General features: G+C 37.2%; 19 protein-coding genes. 13 read left to right on the top strand and 6 right to left on the bottom strand.

Annotated features, from left to right (window positions below; genetic code table 11):
- The 5 genes from AC06G9_RS20355 (at position 1) to AC06G9_RS20335 (ending at position 6,044) form a co-directional block, all read left to right on the top strand.
- A complete protein-coding gene (locus AC06G9_RS20355) occupies positions 1–1,623 on the top strand; it encodes a RagB/SusD family nutrient uptake outer membrane protein (protein ID WP_260947951.1) in 1,623 nt (540 codons plus the stop codon).
- Positions 1,624–1,657: 34 nt separating this feature from the next.
- Positions 1,658–2,362, top strand: coding sequence for a hypothetical protein (locus AC06G9_RS20350; RefSeq protein ID WP_260947952.1), 705 nt, complete (start codon positions 1,658–1,660; stop codon positions 2,360–2,362).
- 130 nt (positions 2,363–2,492) lie between these two features.
- Positions 2,493–3,518, top strand: coding sequence for a DUF5007 domain-containing protein (locus tag AC06G9_RS20345; protein ID WP_281046742.1), 1,026 nt, complete (start codon positions 2,493–2,495; stop codon positions 3,516–3,518).
- 229 nt (positions 3,519–3,747) lie between these two features.
- On the top strand, positions 3,748–4,686 hold the full coding sequence (lhpI, locus tag AC06G9_RS20340; protein ID WP_281046743.1) for a bifunctional Delta(1)-pyrroline-2-carboxylate/Delta(1)-piperideine-2-carboxylate reductase: 939 nt from the start codon (positions 3,748–3,750) through the stop codon (positions 4,684–4,686).
- Positions 4,687–4,958: 272 nt separating this feature from the next.
- Complete coding sequence (locus tag AC06G9_RS20335) at positions 4,959–6,044, top strand: mechanosensitive ion channel family protein (protein ID WP_260947958.1); 1,086 nt, start codon at positions 4,959–4,961, stop codon at positions 6,042–6,044.
- Positions 6,045–6,082: 38 nt separating this feature from the next.
- Here the strand turns inward: AC06G9_RS20335 and AC06G9_RS20330 are convergent, their stop codons facing one another.
- The 3 genes from AC06G9_RS20330 to AC06G9_RS20320 form a co-directional block, all read right to left on the bottom strand.
- A complete protein-coding gene (locus AC06G9_RS20330; protein WP_045753582.1) occupies positions 6,083–6,298 on the bottom strand; it encodes a hypothetical protein in 216 nt (71 codons plus the stop codon).
- A 24-nt stretch (positions 6,299–6,322) separates the two neighbouring features.
- On the bottom strand, positions 6,323–6,814 hold the full coding sequence (locus tag AC06G9_RS20325) for a hypothetical protein (protein WP_045753581.1): 492 nt from the start codon (positions 6,812–6,814) through the stop codon (positions 6,323–6,325).
- Positions 6,815–7,318: 504 nt separating this feature from the next.
- Positions 7,319–8,119: a tyrosine-protein phosphatase gene (locus tag AC06G9_RS20320; protein ID WP_281046744.1), complete on the bottom strand. Its 801-nt coding sequence runs from the start codon at positions 8,117–8,119 to the stop codon at positions 7,319–7,321.
- A gap of 592 nt (positions 8,120–8,711) precedes the next feature.
- On the opposite strand from AC06G9_RS20320, the gene AC06G9_RS20315 reads away from it, so the two are divergent.
- Entirely contained in the window at positions 8,712–10,844 is a 2,133-nt protein-coding gene (locus AC06G9_RS20315; protein WP_045753578.1) for a hybrid sensor histidine kinase/response regulator, read from the top strand.
- A 10-nt stretch (positions 10,845–10,854) separates the two neighbouring features.
- On the opposite strand, the gene AC06G9_RS20310 is transcribed toward AC06G9_RS20315, so the two are convergent.
- From AC06G9_RS20310 to AC06G9_RS20300, 3 genes are all read right to left on the bottom strand, one after another.
- On the bottom strand, positions 10,855–11,265 hold the full coding sequence (locus tag AC06G9_RS20310) for a hypothetical protein (RefSeq protein WP_045753577.1): 411 nt from the start codon (positions 11,263–11,265) through the stop codon (positions 10,855–10,857).
- A gap of 360 nt (positions 11,266–11,625) precedes the next feature.
- The gene (locus tag AC06G9_RS20305) at positions 11,626–12,456 is read right to left on the bottom strand and encodes an anti-sigma factor (protein ID WP_045753576.1); all 831 of its coding nucleotides are present in this window, start codon (positions 12,454–12,456) and stop codon (positions 11,626–11,628) included.
- 2 nt (positions 12,457–12,458) lie between these two features.
- Complete coding sequence (locus AC06G9_RS20300; RefSeq protein WP_045753575.1) at positions 12,459–13,016, bottom strand: RNA polymerase sigma factor; 558 nt, start codon at positions 13,014–13,016, stop codon at positions 12,459–12,461.
- A 193-nt stretch (positions 13,017–13,209) separates the two neighbouring features.
- Between AC06G9_RS20300 and AC06G9_RS20295 the strand changes: the two genes are divergently transcribed.
- The 7 genes from AC06G9_RS20295 (at position 13,210) to AC06G9_RS20265 (ending at position 18,995) form a co-directional block, all read left to right on the top strand.
- A complete protein-coding gene (locus AC06G9_RS20295) occupies positions 13,210–13,782 on the top strand; it encodes a fasciclin domain-containing protein (protein ID WP_045753574.1) in 573 nt (190 codons plus the stop codon).
- 373 nt (positions 13,783–14,155) lie between these two features.
- A complete protein-coding gene (locus tag AC06G9_RS20290) occupies positions 14,156–14,824 on the top strand; it encodes a MarR family winged helix-turn-helix transcriptional regulator (protein WP_045753573.1) in 669 nt (222 codons plus the stop codon).
- 152 nt (positions 14,825–14,976) lie between these two features.
- Positions 14,977–16,464 (top strand): phytoene desaturase family protein, encoded by a 1,488-nt coding sequence (locus AC06G9_RS20285; protein ID WP_260947965.1) that lies wholly within the window; start codon positions 14,977–14,979, stop codon positions 16,462–16,464.
- A complete protein-coding gene (locus AC06G9_RS20280; protein WP_045753571.1) occupies positions 16,448–17,308 on the top strand; it encodes a phytoene/squalene synthase family protein in 861 nt (286 codons plus the stop codon). The genes AC06G9_RS20285 and AC06G9_RS20280 overlap by 17 nt, the downstream gene beginning before the upstream one ends.
- Positions 17,309–17,386: 78 nt before the next feature.
- Positions 17,387–17,857 carry an SRPBCC family protein gene (locus AC06G9_RS20275; protein WP_045753570.1) on the top strand — a complete coding sequence of 157 codons (471 nt, stop codon included), beginning with the start codon at positions 17,387–17,389 and terminating at the stop codon, positions 17,855–17,857.
- Positions 17,857–18,309 (top strand): sterol desaturase family protein, encoded by a 453-nt coding sequence (locus tag AC06G9_RS20270; RefSeq protein ID WP_084405312.1) that lies wholly within the window; start codon positions 17,857–17,859, stop codon positions 18,307–18,309. The genes AC06G9_RS20275 and AC06G9_RS20270 overlap by 1 nt, the downstream gene beginning before the upstream one ends.
- Positions 18,310–18,311: 2 nt before the next feature.
- Entirely contained in the window at positions 18,312–18,995 is a 684-nt protein-coding gene (locus AC06G9_RS20265; protein ID WP_260947972.1) for a lycopene cyclase domain-containing protein, read from the top strand.
- Positions 18,996–18,997: the final 2 nt, after the last annotated feature.

Below are 18,997 nucleotides of genomic sequence, written 5' to 3'. Positions count from 1 at the left end.
ATGAAAATATTATTTATAAGCAATTATTGGAAATGGGTACTTCTTGTGACTATTGGTTTGAGCTCCATATCGTGCTCTAAATTTTTAGAAGAAGAACCTCAAAATTCCACCTTCAAAGAAGTATACTGGAAAGATCCAAAAGCAGGTGAAACTGCGATCGCTGGTAATTATTCCTTATTGAGAAATGCCTTGATGGATGGTTTTTCTGGAGTTGGAAATCGCTATTATATCTATGGGGATATGACTCCTGATATTTATATCGGTATCAATCGGGATAGTTACAGTCATCCCGAAATCGGAAAAGGAAATTGGACCAGCAATTATTTTGCACAGTCTTATGGCAATTGGACCGTATTTTATAAAACAATAGCAATGTCCAATATCATTCTCAAAGAAATGCCGTTGGTCTCAAATGATATCTTGATCTTAGAGCAGGCAGATCCAGAAGCTTTCCGTAAAAAAATTATGGGACAAGCTTATTTTATTCGGGCTTTTTCTTATTTCATGTTGACTAAAATATGGGGAGATGTTCCTTTAGTGACAGAGTCTTATGATGATCCGATCAGTGCGCCTCATCTGGGTCGTACTCCTAGAGTTGAGATCATGAAACAGATCGAGGAAGATTGTCGCCATGCAATAAACTTGTTAAGCTGGGGCTATAAAACAGTCGCAGAACGAGCTGTTACAGCAAATAGAGGTTCGGCTTATGCCCTATTGGCACATTTGTATCTTTGGCGTGCGACGACAACTGATCTCGCATCGAACAATCCGATCATGAATGATGTGAGTAGTGCCGATACGACGATCAATACTTTACTCGCTCAAGGGGGGTACACACTTGCAGATACCGCTAAATATGGTGATATTTTTAAAGGAAGATCGAGCGAAGGTATTTTTGAATTGAATGTAAGTGAAAATACATTAGAAGGATCGAGCGCTCATATTGGGATGAAATTTTTGAACAATAGCTATATCCCAACGTATGGTGCAGAAGCCGATTTCTTTACCAAACCAGCGTATTTAAGTAGTCATTTTTACAAGATCGAAGAGAAAGAGGATTGGGTCTGGCATGAAGACATTAGGCAATGGGTCTGGGAAACCGTACAAACTCGGGGACTCGATACATTGGATGTACGCTTTAAAAATAATTTTGTGAACTATACAACGAATAAACCGGTGTGTATTAAATATAGCAATATTGTCTTTAGAAATCCAGGACAGCAACTTGAACCCTATAACAGTAATAACTTAATCTTATTTAGATTGAGCGATATCAAATTGTTGCAGGCGGAAATAGCGCTCTATCAGAATAATCCGAGTCGGGCGATTACCATTATCAATGCCTCAAGAACGCGATATGGAGGTGATCCGTCGATTTTATTAAAACCGGGTCTAGCAAAAACCGAAGTGATGAAAGAATATATGATCGAACGCGGAAAAGAGCTGTATCTGGAAGGTCATCTATTTTTTGATATGATCCGCACCCGGACCTACTCAGATCATATCGCTTGGTTAAGCGAGGCTCGTTTTAAACAGGGTGGTTTTTTCTGGCCTGTAGATCCTCGTTTATTTAGTGAGAATAGACTTTTGGTACAGACAGAATACTGGCGTGGAAAGATTTAATGACGCATTTAGAAACTTAAATTCTTTAGAAATAATGACTAAAATAATAAAAAAAACTGGTGCATATCTATCATTTGCCTTGTTGTTTTTTCACATATTGACTTCATGCACGAAAGATGATTATATCAACGATGGAGGTATTCATCAAGCGAAAGTGAATATGACCACCTATGATTTTCTGGCATCGCATCCAAAATTTGATTCATTGGTGCGGATCATCGATCGGGCTAACTTAAAAGAGCTGGTGAACAGTGATATCACTTTTTATGCGACAACAAATTGGGGCGTAGCGGCATACGTGAGTGCAAAAAAGCAACAGCGTATCGCAGAGCTAGGGGATGAAAATATCTCTTTTACCATTGATGATATTGATCCAAAACGATTGGATTCATTGAAGATCTATATGTTTAAAGGAAAGGTTGAGCGCGAAAAACTCGATGTCAATGGCGCATATTTTAGCAATTTATTTGGCCCTATCAGTGGGGTACGATTTCAGTTGGGATTGAGGAGAACAAGAGATTATAGCTCTTATGTCGATTATGTGGATTATTTATATTATGCAAAAGTGAATGGAACGCTGGATGCGGAAGAACCAAACCAAAATGCGATCCCAGAAGCCGAGCGGGATCAACGCGTAGATGTACAGACTTCAGGAATTATTACCACCACAGGTGTGATCCATGTGCTGCATGGTGATCATCATTTATTTTTTAATAAAGAAAAAATGGCTGCCAATTAATTTGAAGATCATCTTCAAGATTGGGAGCTTAAAATGCTGTGTTTATAAAATTATGAGGAGTAAAAACTCAACAAAGTGATCTATACTGCTCATGATAGCATTATGACCGATAAAAATAAAATATATTCCAATGAAAAAGAATAATATAACCAGATATACGATCCTTTTATGCGTGATGGCCGGTATGATCCTCTCCTCCTGTTCGAAGATTGAGGAAGGATTTTTGAGTGATACCATTCGGTATCGTGACAGTGTGATTTACTGTAAGCGGGGAATGACGCTCACACTTTCGGATCGGATCAATGCAGATGGATCGACGCCTCCATTTGATTTTAAGATGATCAACCTGCGCAATAAATTGACGGGAGAACCTGCTCCGGCAGAATTTTCAAAGACCTACGAAATTGAAGTTTTTAAAGAAGGAATGACGTTTAATGCTGCCACTGATACCACTGTCGCTCTTCTGAAAGCAAAGCGGGAGTTGAAGCAGGTAACACCAATGGAATTTAACCCGATCAGCGGGCAGATCAGTTTTAATCGCGCATCTGCAAATCTACCTTTAGGGGTCTATACTTTTGATTTGCAGGCAACGAATCGCAAGGGCACCAAAATCTATAAAGCATTTGCCGAGATACATGTGATCGAACCATTTTTTGAGGACGTTTTTGCAATAACATATGCCTCGCTTACGGGATCAAATGCATCAGAAACGTTTACACCGGCTTATAATAGTAATATCAAATTGACCTGTAAAAAGGTTTCTGATGAAGGTGCACGTGTGATCCTAAAAGTTGTTGATAAAAATGGTCGCGCATGGGACCCAAGTGCGAGACAGGTCATCAAGCGTGGAGATCGTCCTACGTTTGAATCGCACGTTCGTTTCAATCCGGTTGTTGCCACAAACAACGCATTGGTATGTGATTATGAAGTAGCTCCGTTTCCCCTAACAAAATTCAATGATGGGAAGACAAATTGGGATTACAATATTTATTACCGTATACCGATGCGCTTTGCAGCGATGGATGGACATCCTAACCATAATATCAATCCTGTATTTGGATTTCGTGTTTTGATGGAAGGAACATTTGAAGTGGAAGTGAAGTTAACGAATGTCGCGGCGATCAATTCATCAGGAACGCCTACGACAGGAAATTAAGTCAATCACACATGCTGCGCAGATGTAACGATAATGAGAAGTGATGGAGAATGTCTCCACCATAGTCATCACTAAATAGATCGCATCATATCCAAGAGCTGAGGGAAGTTAATTATTTAACTTCCCTCAGCTCTTTTGGGTAAAAAACGGTTATCAAAAGGTAGTTTACAAGGACTGGACTTCTTTATTTTTAGTTATGTTTAGGGTTTTACCAAATGCTGGGGAACATATGAAAATTATTGAAAAAGAAACGATTGATGCGATACTTAAATACGATAAATTGATTGAAGCGCTGCGCCAGATTTTTCAATCAACATTCACGATGCCAGTTCGGCATCATCACTTTTATCAAAATGCTGAGGGAACTGAAAATACCCTTATTTTAATGCCTTCCTGGACGGACAATTATATTGGAATCAAACAAGTTGTTGTCGCTCCTGATAACCATACCAAACAACTACCGGCTATTCATGCCTTATATACCTTATTGGATGCCGTCACCGGGCAACCTGTAGCGCAGATGGATGCAGCAGGCTTGACTTCCCGAAGAACAGCCTGCACTTCTGCTTTAGCGGCATCTTATTTAGCTCGAGAAGATTCAAAAACTCTGTTAATTGTTGGAGGAGGGAAAGTTGCTCAACATCTTTTGCAAGCGCATTCGGCGGTACGTCACTATAGTCAAGTATTCATCTGGACACGTAATCCATCGAAAGGGGCGACATTGGTATCCGACTTGCAAAAGGCAGGATTTGATCACGTGACCTATGTCGATAATTTGAAGGAAGCAGTGGGTCAGGCAGATGTGATCTCCTGCGCTACGCTGAGTCATGAACCTTTGATACTAGGAGAATGGATTAAGGCGGGTACCCACTTGGATCTAATCGGGTCTCATACGCCTAAAACACGCGAAGTAGATGATACAGCCATTATGAAGAGTAGCATCTTTGTCGATTCGCGAGCAGGTGCGCTTCATGAAACAGGGGAACTAGCGATTCCAATTGCTACAGGAGTATTGGATCCGCAAAGTATAAAAGGGGATATCAAAGAACTCTGCTGTGGGGAAATTAAAGGGAGATCATCATCGACTGAAATTACACTCTTTAAATCGGCGGGACTGGCTATCGAGGATCTCGCGGCGGCTTTGCTCGTGTATCAGTCCGTTGTTTGATCTTCGGGTATCTGAATCATAACGGATGCTTGAAAATCATATGTCCCTGAATAGCATGTTTTAATATGAGATGAGTGATTATCTTGGATTGTGGTAGTACCATGGGTCATCATTTTAAAATAAATAGGTTTAATTCCACGGTCGTTCATATCATCGGAATGGATATCTTTTTGCTCATTTTTCTTCCTTTTTTAAAATAAAACAAACGTTACGCTCTGCAGACCGTTATATAGGTAGAGAATAAGAGTGGTTAGCATAAAAAATGAAAAATAATGATGAACGAAGAATTAATTCAACTTTCACAAAAATTTCCCGCCTGGTTATGGAATACAGTATTTATCCTATTTTCTTTTCTGATCGGTATTCTGATAAAAATTCTATTTATACCCATTTTACGTTATCAGGCAATAGCGCAGTCTTCCTACTCTTTATTTCGATCTTTTATACGTCGATTTAACAAGATTTTGAGCCTATTTATTCCGCTCGTTGTCTTTAATGGTCTGTTGCCCTTGAGTCGATTCAATACGTCGACACTTCATATCGTCAGTAAAATTAACGAAATCTTATTGGTCAGTTTTTTTGCGGTAGTTTTGATCCAAGCCATTAAAGTTTTTGAAGATTACCTGTATCATCGCTTCGATATCAATAAGGAGAATAATCTACGTGAACGGAAAATCAGAACGCAGATTGTGTTTATCCGAAAGGTTTTTGTTGCTATCATTATTGTCGTATGTTTTGCCATTATCTTATTGAGTTTTGAAAGCATGCAAAAAATCGGAGCTGGATTATTAACAGGTGTTGGTGTTGGAGGTATTATCATCGGTTTTGCTGCACAGAAGTCGCTTGGCAATTTATTGGCAGGTTTTCAAATTGCGTTTACACAACCGATCCGTATGGATGATGTATTGGTGGTAGAAGGGGAGTGGGGCAAGGTGGAAGAGATCAATCTGACCTATGTCGTGGTCAATATTTGGGACAAGCGACGCTTGGTCTTGCCGATCACCTATTTTATTGAAAAGCCTTTCCAAAATTGGACAAGATCTACCGCGGAGATTTTAGGAACTGCTTTTATTTATGTTGATTTTGGTATTCCTGTACAACAATTGCGGGAGAAATTAACCTCATTGCTTGAGCATCATCCTTTATGGGATGGGAAAGTTAATGTATTGCAGGTGACAGACCTGAAAGAAAAGACGATGGAGATTCGCTGTTTGATGAGCTGCCGCAATTCAGGACAGGCTTTCGATCTGCGTTGTTATATACGCGAAGAGATGATTAACTATATTCGAACAACTTTTCCAGAATGCTTGTCGAAAACGAGAGTGAATTATCAACCGGATGCGATTGGAATAAAATAAGAAGTATAATGCTATGCGAATAGGAATAGGTCATTGACCTATTCCTGTATTCTTTTGATCGCTTCTTCGGTGTCTAAGGATTGATGATTTTCGTCATAAAATACCTCAGCAATATCTGCTTTTGAAATCAGAAAGAATTTTTCATTTTTTGAATTGATAAATGTTGTCTTGACCACATTTTGTCCATCTTCCATTAAATTTTCACTAAATGTGGGACTCAGGTCATATGTCTGTTCATTTAAAATATAGAGCATAGGTAAATCGTATAAAATGAATGTTTAAGGTCTCACATTTTTAGCGTAGGCTGAGCTTTTATTCAACCAAACTCGGTATGGGAGATCGACTATTTTTAATGGTGAAATATTTTTCAGGATAAATCCACCTTCTTCTTCTAGGTATGCATCTGGATTTTCGCCATCTGCAATATGTAATACTTTAAAAATGGCATCTTTGTCCGTTTCATTAATATCCGATTGGAGCAACTTAACCTGATTTTCCAATAACCAAACACTTACATCTTTATTGCTGAGTGCCACAACATGTGTAATTTCGGAATCAAAATTAGCTAATTCCTGTGCTGCTTCGTTCGGGAAAAAATTATTTAGGTAATTTTCATAGATCTTTCGGTCTTTATTGCGTAATGCATAATTTTTGATGATCAATCGATGTGGATGTCGATCAAAATTAAAATTTGTTGGATTTTCTAAAAATCCATAATGCTGATTATACAAGATAATCCTGGCTTCCATATTATTTTTTTCTTCTTCCATAAGAGTCTTTTTAATCAATAAATTGCTATGAGTACCTTATTACCAAAGGCTTAATCTGGCATACTTAAATCTAACGATCGGTGCTTTTTTTGTTATGGATACGGTAAGCTATCGTTTTATTTAATCGATGTCTTAATTTTAACAATTTAACTTCCATTAAGTTCAGTTTAGGATGAATATAGATGATGTTTTGATTTCCATTCAAATGTTGTGCAAGTATAGCTTTTGTTCTTAGACATTATGATGATCCAAGAGTGTTTATTCGGAATTATGAGTAGGTATCGTTCTATATTCTGAATTTATTTATGTTTTTTGTATTGATCGAAACTATACTGGCGAAAAATAGATACTAGGGATTAGTAATTTTAAAAAGACAAACCTGTATGTAGATAAATTATGCTGAAAAGGAATGTAAGGCGAAATGATGATTAAATCTATTAAGATGTTAATCATATTGATGATAAAAGATAATGTTATCAAAAACATTGCCTTTTTATAAAGTTATCAAGCGATAATTTGATTTCCATTTTGATCATTAATATGGTCTATTAATGTAGGATTAAGGATATTGCAAGATTTTAACATTTCTCTAACGGGATATTTTTCAACAACATTTTTTAAAGATTGCAAGTGCTTTTCATGATGTAAATCGGTACCAACAAAATCATACATACCAGATTTGACTAGTGTCATTGCTATTGCCTTTACATCAACACCATAATATCTACTCAGGGACAATAGATTTAATTGTAGTAAGCAACCTGCATCTTTAATTTGTTTGTAAATATCAAAATTAGTATGATAGTAATTGTAACGTTCTGGATGTGCCAAAATAGGCTTATATCCTAATTTATTTATATTTAGAATAGTTTGAAATAATGCTTTTGATTCCGATAGATAAGACATCTCGATCAGTACATAACCTCCTGGCATTAAACATAAATCGTTGTTTTGAATTAATGTATGCAAACCATCGTCTATCATATGCTCCGCAGCAGGAAAAATTTCAATATTGCTACCAGCTTTTCTTAATCCTTCGAGCAGAGCTTGATGAGATTGTGTGATGCTAAATTTAGTGTTAGGATGAACACCATCCATAATATGAGGAGTACAGATAAATTTTTTAAATCCTAAACTGTTAAGCTCCTTAATAAAACCGAGCGACTGCTGCACCGAAGTACTTCCATCATCAATCCCTGGAAGTAAATGATTATGCATATCGACTTCTAGAAATTCCAATTGAATTATCGATCTAACAGAAGTAGATTTTTTTTCTCTTTTAAATAGATTACTGAAAAAAGCCATGTTTCGATATGGGAATTATTTTTCTTTTAACGAAAAATTTAATGTTACAGATAGTATTTACACCTATTTAAGAAAATATCAGCAGGAAACGATTACTATAATATCATTAAATTCTTTGTTTTTAATCAAAAATATATCAAACAACATGCCAGTTTTAAAGATTATACATGATGGCTTTGCTTATCATCTATGTAAAATGCTGAAATAGAATCGTATATAATTGTGGGTTTGCGAATATTATTTTTTTTGTAAAATTATTTTTATTCAATTGTAGCCTTCATTATTATATGGTTTCCGTTGCAAGTATTTTATGTTTTGGCACTTGATTAAAAAAGCCGATTATTTTAAGTTTAGGATATGTTATTATTCTTAAGAGTATATCTCTGTCGATAAATTATTAACAAAATCTCTTTTCTTGTAGAGAATGAACTACAAATTGATGAATACTCCTATATTTTAGCTGCTTTTAGGATATATGGATGATTAAAATAGTTATTTTTGCTTGTATTTTAAATCACAAATAATTCGGCATTAGGCAAAAATATCTAGGAAGATGTTGGCGTTCATCTGTTAACTGTAAAAATACGAACTCTTGTCCACAGTAAAAAAGAAAAAGACATTCCTGCTCAGGAAAATATTAATAGCAGCACTTATTGCTTCTTTTGCTTACCTCATGACGATATTTATATATCAGTACTTTGAGCAGCAAAAAGTAAAAGAACGGCTTAATGCCGCCTATGCAGCTTTGAATGAGCGATCATCTGGATTATACGGCTTGTTTTCTGTGTATAATGAAGCGGACAACCTTTTTCGATTACATACCGTCAATTTTGATAAAAAAAACTACGATGCTTATAAAAATAAGTTGGACACGGTCAAATTATTTGTTGATTCATTATCCAAATTAACACTACATGACCACAATTTGGAAGTCAGCGCTGCGGATGTTGCTCATAAAAAGAGATTATCGACAGAATTTGCTTCTCTCAAGCATACGGTCGATCAGCTGATCTTTTTTACCAGTGATTCTTTGTCAACATTATCTTCGGAAACTAAAACATCTTATCGGGAGCCTAAGTTTGAGAAACTGGATCCGATTGTCAATCGGATCATGAGTGATAGCTCTTTCAATACACTCAAACGCGATACGACAATCCGAAAAAAGGAAAAACTATTTAACCGGATTTTTAAAGCTAAAAATGATACGCTAGTTGCCAGTACCATCACACAGGATTTTAGTATGATCCAAAGAGATGTGATTTCGCGTAACATCGAATATTTGATCCAACAAAATAGAAAGGTTTACCGCGAGAATTTTAGCGCACTTCAAGAGAAATTTACGGCATTGCAAGATAAAGAAAAGGAACTTATTCAAGCTAATCGTGACTTGTTGGACAATCTGCGAAAAGGTATTGATAAAATCAGGGATCAGGAGACGGTACAGCTTCGTCAAGCGCAGGCAAAGGATCTGATGCTCTATCAAGTAAACACGGTTAATTTCAGAAATCAACTTGTTGCATCGTTTATTATTATCCTCTTATTAATTATTATCACCTTTTTCTATCAGTCCAACGCTGTTGCTTATGAACGGAAACTACAAGAGGAGCGGGATTATGCCGATAAGATAGCTGCTGAAAAAACGACCATTTTGGCCAGCGTAAGCCATGAGGTTCGCTCACCTCTTACTTCGTTGCGCGGTATCATTGATATTTTGAGAAAGAATAATGACAATAAATTAATTCTACCAGAATATTTGGATTCGGCATCGCATGAAATTGAGGTGATCAATACGACGGTCAATGATATTTTGAATTTGAGTAAATTGGAGGCTGGCGCACTGGAGGTTCAATACGAGTATTTTGCAGTGCATCAATTGCTCTTGGATATCATTAAGGTTCATGAGCATCAGGCTTCAGTAAAAACTATCAGACTCGTGGCTAAGATTGATATTGATCCCACCTTACTCATCTATAGCAGTGCTTTTAGAGTCAAACAAATTGTCTCCAACTTATTGAGCAACGCCATTAAGTACACCCCAAAAGGAGAGGTGTATGTCGCTGCATCCATGAAAATCAAAAATGGTGAATCATTTCTTTCTGTTGAAGTGAAGGATAGTGGTGTCGGTATTTCGGAAAAAGAGCAGGCTCTGGTCTTTAGACAGTATTATATGGCTGGTGCTAAAAATCAGTCGAGTAGCTTTGGTCTTGGTCTGTATATCTCCAAATTATTTGCCGAGCAATTAGCAGGAACCATAGACCTGGTCAGTGTACTGGAAAAAGGATCGACCTTTACACTATCAGTGCCTATCAAGCAGACGAAGAAGATCGAGCAGGTGCCACAAACGTATGTGCTGGAAGATCTTCCTGATATAGATATAGTAATCATTGAAGATAATCGGATCAATATTCTTTATCTGAAACATTATTTTAAGAATTTTCCTAAAATACATATTTTTGAAAAAGGGGAGGCCGCACTAGCCTATATGGAAGAGCAGCCTGTAGAAATTGTGATTACCGATCTGCATATGAACGATATGGACGGCTGGGAAATTCTAAATCGGGTTCGCAATAATCCAGCATGGCAGCATATCCGTGTTTTTGTCTTTACAGCCGATAGTATGTATATGGAGGTAGAACAGCAAAATCATCAAATTTACTTTGATGCTAAGCTGAAAAAACCGATGGATGCCCATGATCTTGTTTCTTGTATTAAGGATGTAAAGTGATCAGTGTAATTTATTGTTTAATATAAGCTTCATAGGCATGTGTCAGAATCTGACCATCCTCAGTTACGCGATTGAGTGTTCTATTATTCTCCAAAACATAGCGTAAGGAGGTTTTTTGATTGTTTTTCTGCGTATTCAAGATCACATTTTTATTGTCTGCGATCGTGTATGATCCTTCTTCATAGATGCTATTGACCTTATCGCCTTTTATACGCACGATTTCATAGGAGTAATCTGGCTTAAAATGTAATTTGAGATAATTATCGCCTCCCCCATAAATGATTTCTGAGGACATATCTTTTCTGAGCCAAACGGTTTGGCTTAAGATATTGATTTCTTCGGGTTCAATGTTTTCTTTTGAACTGCATGCCGCTGAGCACAGTGTAATCGTTAGCAGGACAAGTGCTAAAATCTTTTTCATAAGGGTAATATATGGTTATGTAAAATGACAAACTAAGTGCTCTTTTATAAATGTAATGACCTGTATTCTATTACATTCAACGTTTTATAAAGCAAATATAACAGCACGAGAAGCTTTTATATAGAGACCCTGGGGTTCTATTTGTAATAATTTACCGTTAATATTAAGCTATTTTTTCAAATACTTAAAATCTTATTATTAATGCGCAAAAAAATGATTCAACGTGATCAAAAAGATCGGATGCTTTGCTCATTAATTACAAAATAAAACAAAAGTATGAGCCCTGTTACGAAAATTAAATGCTTCTGTTGGGGTAATGAAAAATTGTGGACAAAGTCTAAAGATTAAAGAAACACCCGATTAGGTGTTGCCCATTACATATAACTGTGTGAGGTCTGGAGTGGGGTTACCGCCTATGGTTTCAAGTGTTATGGCGAAGGCCTGTGCTGCTGGGATCTGGTGCATTATAGTCACCTGGTCGGTTTTGTCCAATGGAAATACACCTGCATCGACAGGTTTGCCATCGACGATTGCCCATAGCTGATACTGCTTGCCTTTTGGTGCAGCAGGTAGATTTTCTAAGCTCAAGTATACATCTGTTGTTTTTGTATTCCAAAAAACATGGGCTTTGAGCTGCGGGTGCTGCTCCACACCGACCAGAGTCACGGTCTTGATCACGGGGTCTTGCAACAATTTCCATTTCTCTTGGATATGTTGAAGCTTTTGCTCAGTGGACTGGTTTTCTACTAATGCCTGTACTAGCATATCTTGATCATTGACACTTTGATTGTGGTAAAAGATATTGGCACCGATACTGGCCACCAGTAATATCGAAGCTGCAATGGCCCAATTGCGTGCGGCCAATGTGCGTACTGGTCTTTCTGCTGCAGATGATGGTGACGCCATCGGTTTGATGGACGCAAGATCTTGTTGTTGTGGTTCCAATGGACTCGAAGAGGTCGTCTCCTGTTGCGATAGTGTATTCCAGATCGCAGCTTTCAATTCGGGAGGAGGGGACATAGCTTGACGAGTGGCAAGATTTTCTAAGGTCATTTCTGCCTCCAAAATCGCTTGCTCTACTTCAGTATTATGTTGACGTATGCACATCAAGATACTCACCTCTTCTTCACTGGCGAGACCCATCACATACGCTTCTATAATTCCTGACGATATGTATTCTTTAGTATCCACTGTTATTCGTATTCTTTAAGTATTTTTTTTAATTCTAAAAGTGCGCCCCGAGTACGGGTTTTGATCGTCCCTAAAGGAATATTCAATTTCTCGGCAATCTCCTGCTGCGTGTACCCTTCGTAGTACGCCATCTCAATAAGCTCTCTCCACTCTGCTCGTAATTCATTCAATACATTTTTAAAACCAATATGATCAACGTGTGTCGAGATGCTAAAGTTATGTCTTTCTTTAACATCTACGATATCTGGAAGAGATTGGTTTTTTTGTTCGTTTTGAACACTCTTAGATTTGACATAATCGATAGCCGAGTTGCGGGCTATATTGATGATCCAAGTATAAAGCTTGCCACGTGCCGCATCAAATGAATCGATATATTTCCATATTTTGACAAATACATCCTGAATTACTTCATCCGCATATTCTTTGAACGACACGATCCGGATCACGATTCCATAGAGCGCCCCTGCATAATGATCGTATAGATAATTAAATGCACGTTGATCCTTCTTTTGCAGTAAGGAAATGAGGGTGTCTTCTTCTAAATGGTGTATCGGACTCAATCAATTAGTCTTTGAGTTCCAAATATATGTATTTAGATTAATAATTTATGCATCTCTTTAAAAATTTAATGCATTGGTAATGATGCACTAACATCGCAGCTCTTTTTTATCTTTAAAATAGTTGTTGCACATGAAATCCGCTTGCACCATAATGTCGTATATGATAGAAATGACATCTTTAAAAAACTAAGAAATGAAAACGAAATTAAATTTTATGGCACTCAGTCTGTTAGTCATGGGTGTTCTATGCAGCGGAAATGTACTGGCACAACATGCCGACAAAATGAAAACAGTAATGGTAGGCGGAGCACCTATGTATCCAACTAAAAATATTGTGGAGAATGCGGTCAACTCAAAAGATCATACCACATTGGTCGCTGCTGTCAAAGCTGCCGGCCTTGTCGAAACATTATCGTCAAAAGGTCCTTTTACGGTGTTGGCACCTACCAATGAAGCATTCAATTTATTGCCAAAAGGTACGGTGGATAATCTATTGAAGCCAGAAAATAAAAAGATGTTGACACAGATCTTGACCTATCATGTATTGGCTGGAAATTTTAATGCTGCTACCATTTTAAAAACAGTAAAAGAAAAAGGTGGTAAAGCTCAGATGGTAACGGTAGAAGGTGGAATGTTAACGTTTTGGATGAAAGGGAAAGATCTGTATATCCGCGATGCAAAAGGAAAGGATGCTAAAGTCACCATAGCTGATGTACAGCAGTCAAATGGTGTAATCCATGTGATCGATCATGTTTTGATGCCTTAAGCAGATCTTGTATTGAAATTCCTATAATTTTAAATCCATTTTAATCATTTATAATAGCTGTAATCCAATCTAGAATGGGGTTGCAGCTTTTTTTATACATTAATGTGCATATCGTTGGTGTTTCGAAGTATTAATTGCTTAAGTTTATTTACTGTAATAGCAGGAAAGTTTAATAGATTTTACTGGTTTATTTTTTATAAAAAATTTTATAAATTAACATATAGTTCCTGCTTGTTTTATGGAATGGGATCGAATTCTTCTATTATTAATTTAGGTTAATAGTCAACTTGTTTTTATTTTTAATATAAAATATAGTATAATTTTATACCTTTGTTAAGCTTAAGGAATATCACATTCTATAATCATCAACATTATGAATTATAACTTATTAAAAGAAACGATTGACCTGATCGAGCAATTCGAATACGAATGTAAAAAAGGAAAAACATATAGCGAAGACAGCAAAGGCCTTCGGAAATACATTGTCGATCACTTTGAAGCAGAACTACTAGCAGAACCCGATTGGGAAGGGAAAGCGGATGGACGCAATGCTGAGAGTGTGATCAGTACGCTAATTGTGCATATGAATCGATATGCCAGGACGTATTCCAAATCGGCTATTCATGATTCGGCGTTTTCTACACAAGAAGAGTTTATTTATTTGATCAATCTCAAGGTTTTTGGAGCCATGATCAAAATGGAACTCATCAAACGTAACATTCATGATAAGCCTCTTGGTATGCAAATTATCAATCGGCTTATTCATCAAGGATGGGTAGAACAAAAAAATTCGGAGAAAGATAAAAGGAGTAAAGTCATATCCATAACAGCTGAGGGGTTACGAGTCCTGGAAGATCAAATGCATAAAATTCGTCAAGCAAGCCAAATTGTTACAGGTGATCTGACGCATAAGGAAAAGATGGAATTGATTCGGTTGTTGCAGAAATTAGCACATTTTCATCAATCCATCTATAATCAAAATATTGATGTTGCTGATTTACTGAATTCAGTATCAGAAAATTATCCTTATAGTGATAATTAACGGGTACATACTCTAGATTGTAAAAGGGTCTGCATGATAATAGGGGGGCAAGGTGTCAATTTATGATATTTTGTGTCTTTTAAAAACAAAAAGTGTATAAATGAGGTTATTTATTTACTCTTAAACTAACAAATACCATTAATTTGATTTCAATGAAGATAGCGATTATAGGTTCAGGTTTCTCCGGTCTTTCTGCAGCGTGCTATGCGGCTAAAGCCGGTCACGAGGTACATGTTTATGAAAAAAATAGTATCCCGGGTGGACGAGCTAGGCAATTTAAAACAGACAATGGTTATACCTTTGATATGGGGCCTAGCTGGTACTGGATGCCTGATATTATTGCTGATTTTTTTCATGATTTCGGTTATCAACCCGAAGATTTTTATAAGCTTGTAGCTCTTGATCCTCAATTTGAAATGATTTTTTCAGATGGAAATTTTGAAGTTCCAAAAAATTATGATGAGTTGCGCGTGATCTTCGAAGATATAGAAGCAGGAAGTGGCCAAAAACTGGATGAATTTATGGAAGCCGCTCGCTATAAGTATGAGGTCGGGATGAAAGAGTTTGTCTATAAACCCTGTCACTCATGGTGGGAATTCTTTTCACCAAAGATTGCCAAGAGTGCCTTTAAGTTGGATTTATTATCTGACTTTAGGTCGTATGTCAAGAAATATTTTACTCATCCCAAACTGATTGCCTTAATGGAGTTTCCTGTCATATTTTTAGGGGCTTCACCGAAAAATATTCCGGCGCTTTATAGCTTGATGAATTATGGAGGGTACGCCTTGGGAACATGGTACCCAATGGGCGGGTTTTATGAAGTGATCAAAGCGATGCATACTGTCGCAGAAAATCAGGGTGTAAAATTTTATTTTAATCATCATGTGGAGCGGATCGATACGCAACATGATCAGGTAAGTACATTGCTGATCAATGGTGTTTCTATGGCATTTGATGCGGTTATCGCCTCATCAGATTACCATCATACCGAAACGCTGTTGGACGAAAAGTATCGCAATTATACCGATAAGTATTGGGAAGATCGCATATTTGCACCATCGAGTTTAATTTATTATCTTGGATTTAGTGAACCAATACCAAATCTGAAACATCATACCCTGTTCTTTGAGCATGATCTGGATATTCATATCGATGCCATTTATAAGGAAAAAAAATGGCCGGATAATCCCTTGTTCTATAGTTGCTGTCCTTCTAAGACCGATCCTGATGTCGCGCCTGTAGGCCATGAAAATATTTTTCTATTGATGCCATTGGCCATTGGGATTGAGGATGATGAGGCTGTCAGAGAGCGTTATCTGGATCAAATGCTGGCACGATTGGCTAAGCATGTAGGGGTAGAAGATCTTAAATCCAAAATTGATTATAAGAGAAGTTACTGTGTAAGTGACTTTATCGCTGATTATCATGCTTATAAAGGAAATGCATATGGCCTAGCCAATACCTTGGGGCAGACTGCGGTTTGGAAACCGGCTATTAAGAATAAGAAACTAGCTAATTTATATTATACTGGTCAATTGACTGTTCCGGGACCAGGGGTTCCTCCGGCTATTATATCCGGAAAAATAGTTGCAAATGAAGTTCATAAACTTAACCTAAAGCACCATGAAGAAACTGTTTGATGAATTATCTTACGAGGTAAGCAAATCCACGACAAAAAAATACAGTACGAGTTTTTCATTAGGTATTATGGCGCTCCATCCCTCCATCAGGCAGGCTATATATGCGATCTATGGCTATGTTAGGCTGGCAGATGAAATTGTAGATAGTTTTCATGGCTATGATAAACGGTTGCTGCTGACCCGTTTTATGGAGCAGACGGATCAAGCGCTCAATGAGCAGATTTCACTTAACCCGATACTGCAATCTTTTCAGGAGACGGTACATCGCTACGCAATAGATCGTAGCTTGGTCGATCAATTTCTGAAAAGTATGGAGATGGATTTGCATCAAGTGACATACGATGAAGATCGGTACAAGGAATATATACTGGGTTCGGCAGAAGTGGTGGGACTGATGTGTTTACATGTTTTTGTGGGTGGATGTAAAGAAGAATACCAAAAATTGAAACCTTATGCCATGAAGCTTGGTTCAGCTTTTCAGAAAATTAATTTTCTCAGAGACCTGAAAGATGATTACCATATCCTGGGGCGTACTTATTTCCCGGATGTCGATATGCGGGGGTTTGATAACCATGTTAAATTTGCGATCGAGCAGGATATCGAAAGTGAATTTAGGGAAGCACTAGTCGGAATAAAAAAATTGCCAAGTTCTTCTAAATTCGGAGTTTATCTTGCCTATAAATATTATTGGTCATTATTGAAAAAAATTAAACAGATTCCTGCCCATAGCATATTAAAAGAACGTATTCGTATCCCCAACAGTCAAAAGCTTTCTTTGATGATGAGCTGCTATGTACAATACAAGATGGAGGTGGTGAGACCATTTCGCATATTTGGTCTGTAATAATACGAACAGTTATAGCAGGTGTTTTGGATCCTAACTTAGGCCTCAAGGGTTGATGTTAGCTTAAAATTTATAAATATGATATATCAGATAGAGACCACACAGCAGTTGAATTGCGATATCCAAACGGCTTGGGATTTTTTTTCGTCACCCCATAATTTAGCTAAGATCACCCCTAAAAAGATGAATTTTGTGATTGTTAACCAATTAGCAGATAAACCCATCCATCAAGGTCTGATCATCGATTATAAAGTCACGCCTTTGTTGGGCATAAGGATGAAATGGCGAACTAAAATAACACAGGTAGAAGATTATGCCAGTTTTACGGATGAGCAGTTAAATGGACCTTATACACTATGGCGTCATTTTCATGAATTTACGCCTAATGAGGAAGGGGTAATGATGAGGGATGTCGTGACCTATAAGCTTCCATTGGGATATTTGGGTCGAATCGCGCATAAATTGATGATACGCAACAAACTCGTGGATATTTTTGCTTACCGATATGAAGTATTAGAAAAAATGTTTAACACTAAAAATCAATCTTGATGAATATCTTAATTGTAATAGCGACCTTCTTTTTGATGGAAGGAGCGACTTGGTTGATTCACAAATATGTGATGCACGGATTTCTATGGATGTTGCATAGAGATCATCATGACCACAGTACCGAGGGACATCTGGAAAAAAATGATTATTTCTTTATCATTTTTGCAATACCTGCTATTATACTCATGTATATCGGTAGCCAGCAGGGATATAGTTATATTTTCTACATAGGATTGGGGGTGACGTGCTACGGTCTGGCTTATTTTTTTGTGCACGATATTTTTATTCACCAACGGATCAGTTTTCTAAGCAATACAAAAAACCCCTATTTATTGGCCATAAGGCGTGCGCACAAGCAGCACCATAAACATCTAGGGCGAGAGCAGGGCGAATGTTTTGGATTTCTTTGGGTGCCGGTGAAATATTTTAAAATGTATTTTAAAAAAGATTAAAGATGCAGACATATACGTATATACTGATCAATTTTTTGACGGTTATCATTTGTTTTATTTTTTCATTTGATCGCAGAATACAGTTCAATAAACATTTTAAAGCATTTCTTAAAGGAAGTATTTTGGTGGCAATTCCATTTATCGCATGGGATATCGCCTTTACTAAAATGGGAGTATGGTGGTTTAACTCGAGCTATACCATGCCTTTTAGAATCGGTGGTTTACCGATCGAAGAATGGTTGTTTTTTATCTGCATACCGTTTTCATGTGTGTTTACTTATTTCTGTCTGGATAAATTTTTCAACCTCAATTGGGCAAATAAGTTGAATACGATCGTGGTGTGGTTTACCGTGTTGGTGTGCTTACTGGTGGCGTTCTTATTTCACCAAAAAATATATCCTCTGGTTACGGTGCTGATCACTGTAGCGACTGTACTTTATCTGCATTATATCGCAAAAGTAAGTTGGATAGGAAAGGGATCGTTCGTCTACCTGTGTTTGATGCCGGGTTTCTTTATGGTAAATGGGGTACTGACGGGTACGGGTCTGGAATCGCCAATCGTTAATTACAATCCGGATCAAATATTGAATATCCGTATGCTGACGATTCCAGTAGAGGATGCGGTGTATGGGTATGCACAATTTATGCTCAATATCTACTTTTTTAAACGGTTTCAAAAAAAATAACG

The sequence above is a fragment of the Sphingobacterium sp. MAE genome, assembly GCF_056711605.1.
This window is presented reverse-complemented; position numbering and strand designations above follow the sequence as displayed.

Bases quoted from the DNA above. Each gene is read 5' to 3' on its own strand.
- AC06G9_RS20355 (WP_260947951.1), top strand. From the start codon at position 1: ATGAAAATATTATTTATAAGCAATTATTGGAAATGGGTACTTCTTGTG.
- AC06G9_RS20350 (WP_260947952.1), top strand. From the start codon at position 1,658: ATGACTAAAATAATAAAAAAAACTGGTGCATATCTATCATTTGCCTTG.
- AC06G9_RS20345 (WP_281046742.1), top strand. From the start codon at position 2,493: ATGAAAAAGAATAATATAACCAGATATACGATCCTTTTATGCGTGATG.
- lhpI (WP_281046743.1), top strand. From the start codon at position 3,748: ATGAAAATTATTGAAAAAGAAACGATTGATGCGATACTTAAATACGAT.
- AC06G9_RS20335 (WP_260947958.1), top strand. From the start codon at position 4,959: ATGATGAACGAAGAATTAATTCAACTTTCACAAAAATTTCCCGCCTGG.
- AC06G9_RS20330 (WP_045753582.1), bottom strand. From the start codon at position 6,298: ATGCTCTATATTTTAAATGAACAGACATATGACCTGAGTCCCACATTT.
- AC06G9_RS20325 (WP_045753581.1), bottom strand. From the start codon at position 6,814: ATGGAAGAAGAAAAAAATAATATGGAAGCCAGGATTATCTTGTATAAT.
- AC06G9_RS20320 (WP_281046744.1), bottom strand. From the start codon at position 8,119: ATGGCTTTTTTCAGTAATCTATTTAAAAGAGAAAAAAAATCTACTTCT.
- AC06G9_RS20310 (WP_045753577.1), bottom strand. From the start codon at position 11,265: ATGAAAAAGATTTTAGCACTTGTCCTGCTAACGATTACACTGTGCTCA.
- AC06G9_RS20295 (WP_045753574.1), top strand. From the start codon at position 13,210: ATGAAAACGAAATTAAATTTTATGGCACTCAGTCTGTTAGTCATGGGT.
- AC06G9_RS20290 (WP_045753573.1), top strand. From the start codon at position 14,156: ATGAATTATAACTTATTAAAAGAAACGATTGACCTGATCGAGCAATTC.
- AC06G9_RS20285 (WP_260947965.1), top strand. From the start codon at position 14,977: ATGAAGATAGCGATTATAGGTTCAGGTTTCTCCGGTCTTTCTGCAGCG.
- AC06G9_RS20280 (WP_045753571.1), top strand. From the start codon at position 16,448: ATGAAGAAACTGTTTGATGAATTATCTTACGAGGTAAGCAAATCCACG.
- AC06G9_RS20275 (WP_045753570.1), top strand. From the start codon at position 17,387: ATGATATATCAGATAGAGACCACACAGCAGTTGAATTGCGATATCCAA.
- AC06G9_RS20270 (WP_084405312.1), top strand. From the start codon at position 17,857: ATGAATATCTTAATTGTAATAGCGACCTTCTTTTTGATGGAAGGAGCG.
- AC06G9_RS20265 (WP_260947972.1), top strand. From the start codon at position 18,312: ATGCAGACATATACGTATATACTGATCAATTTTTTGACGGTTATCATT.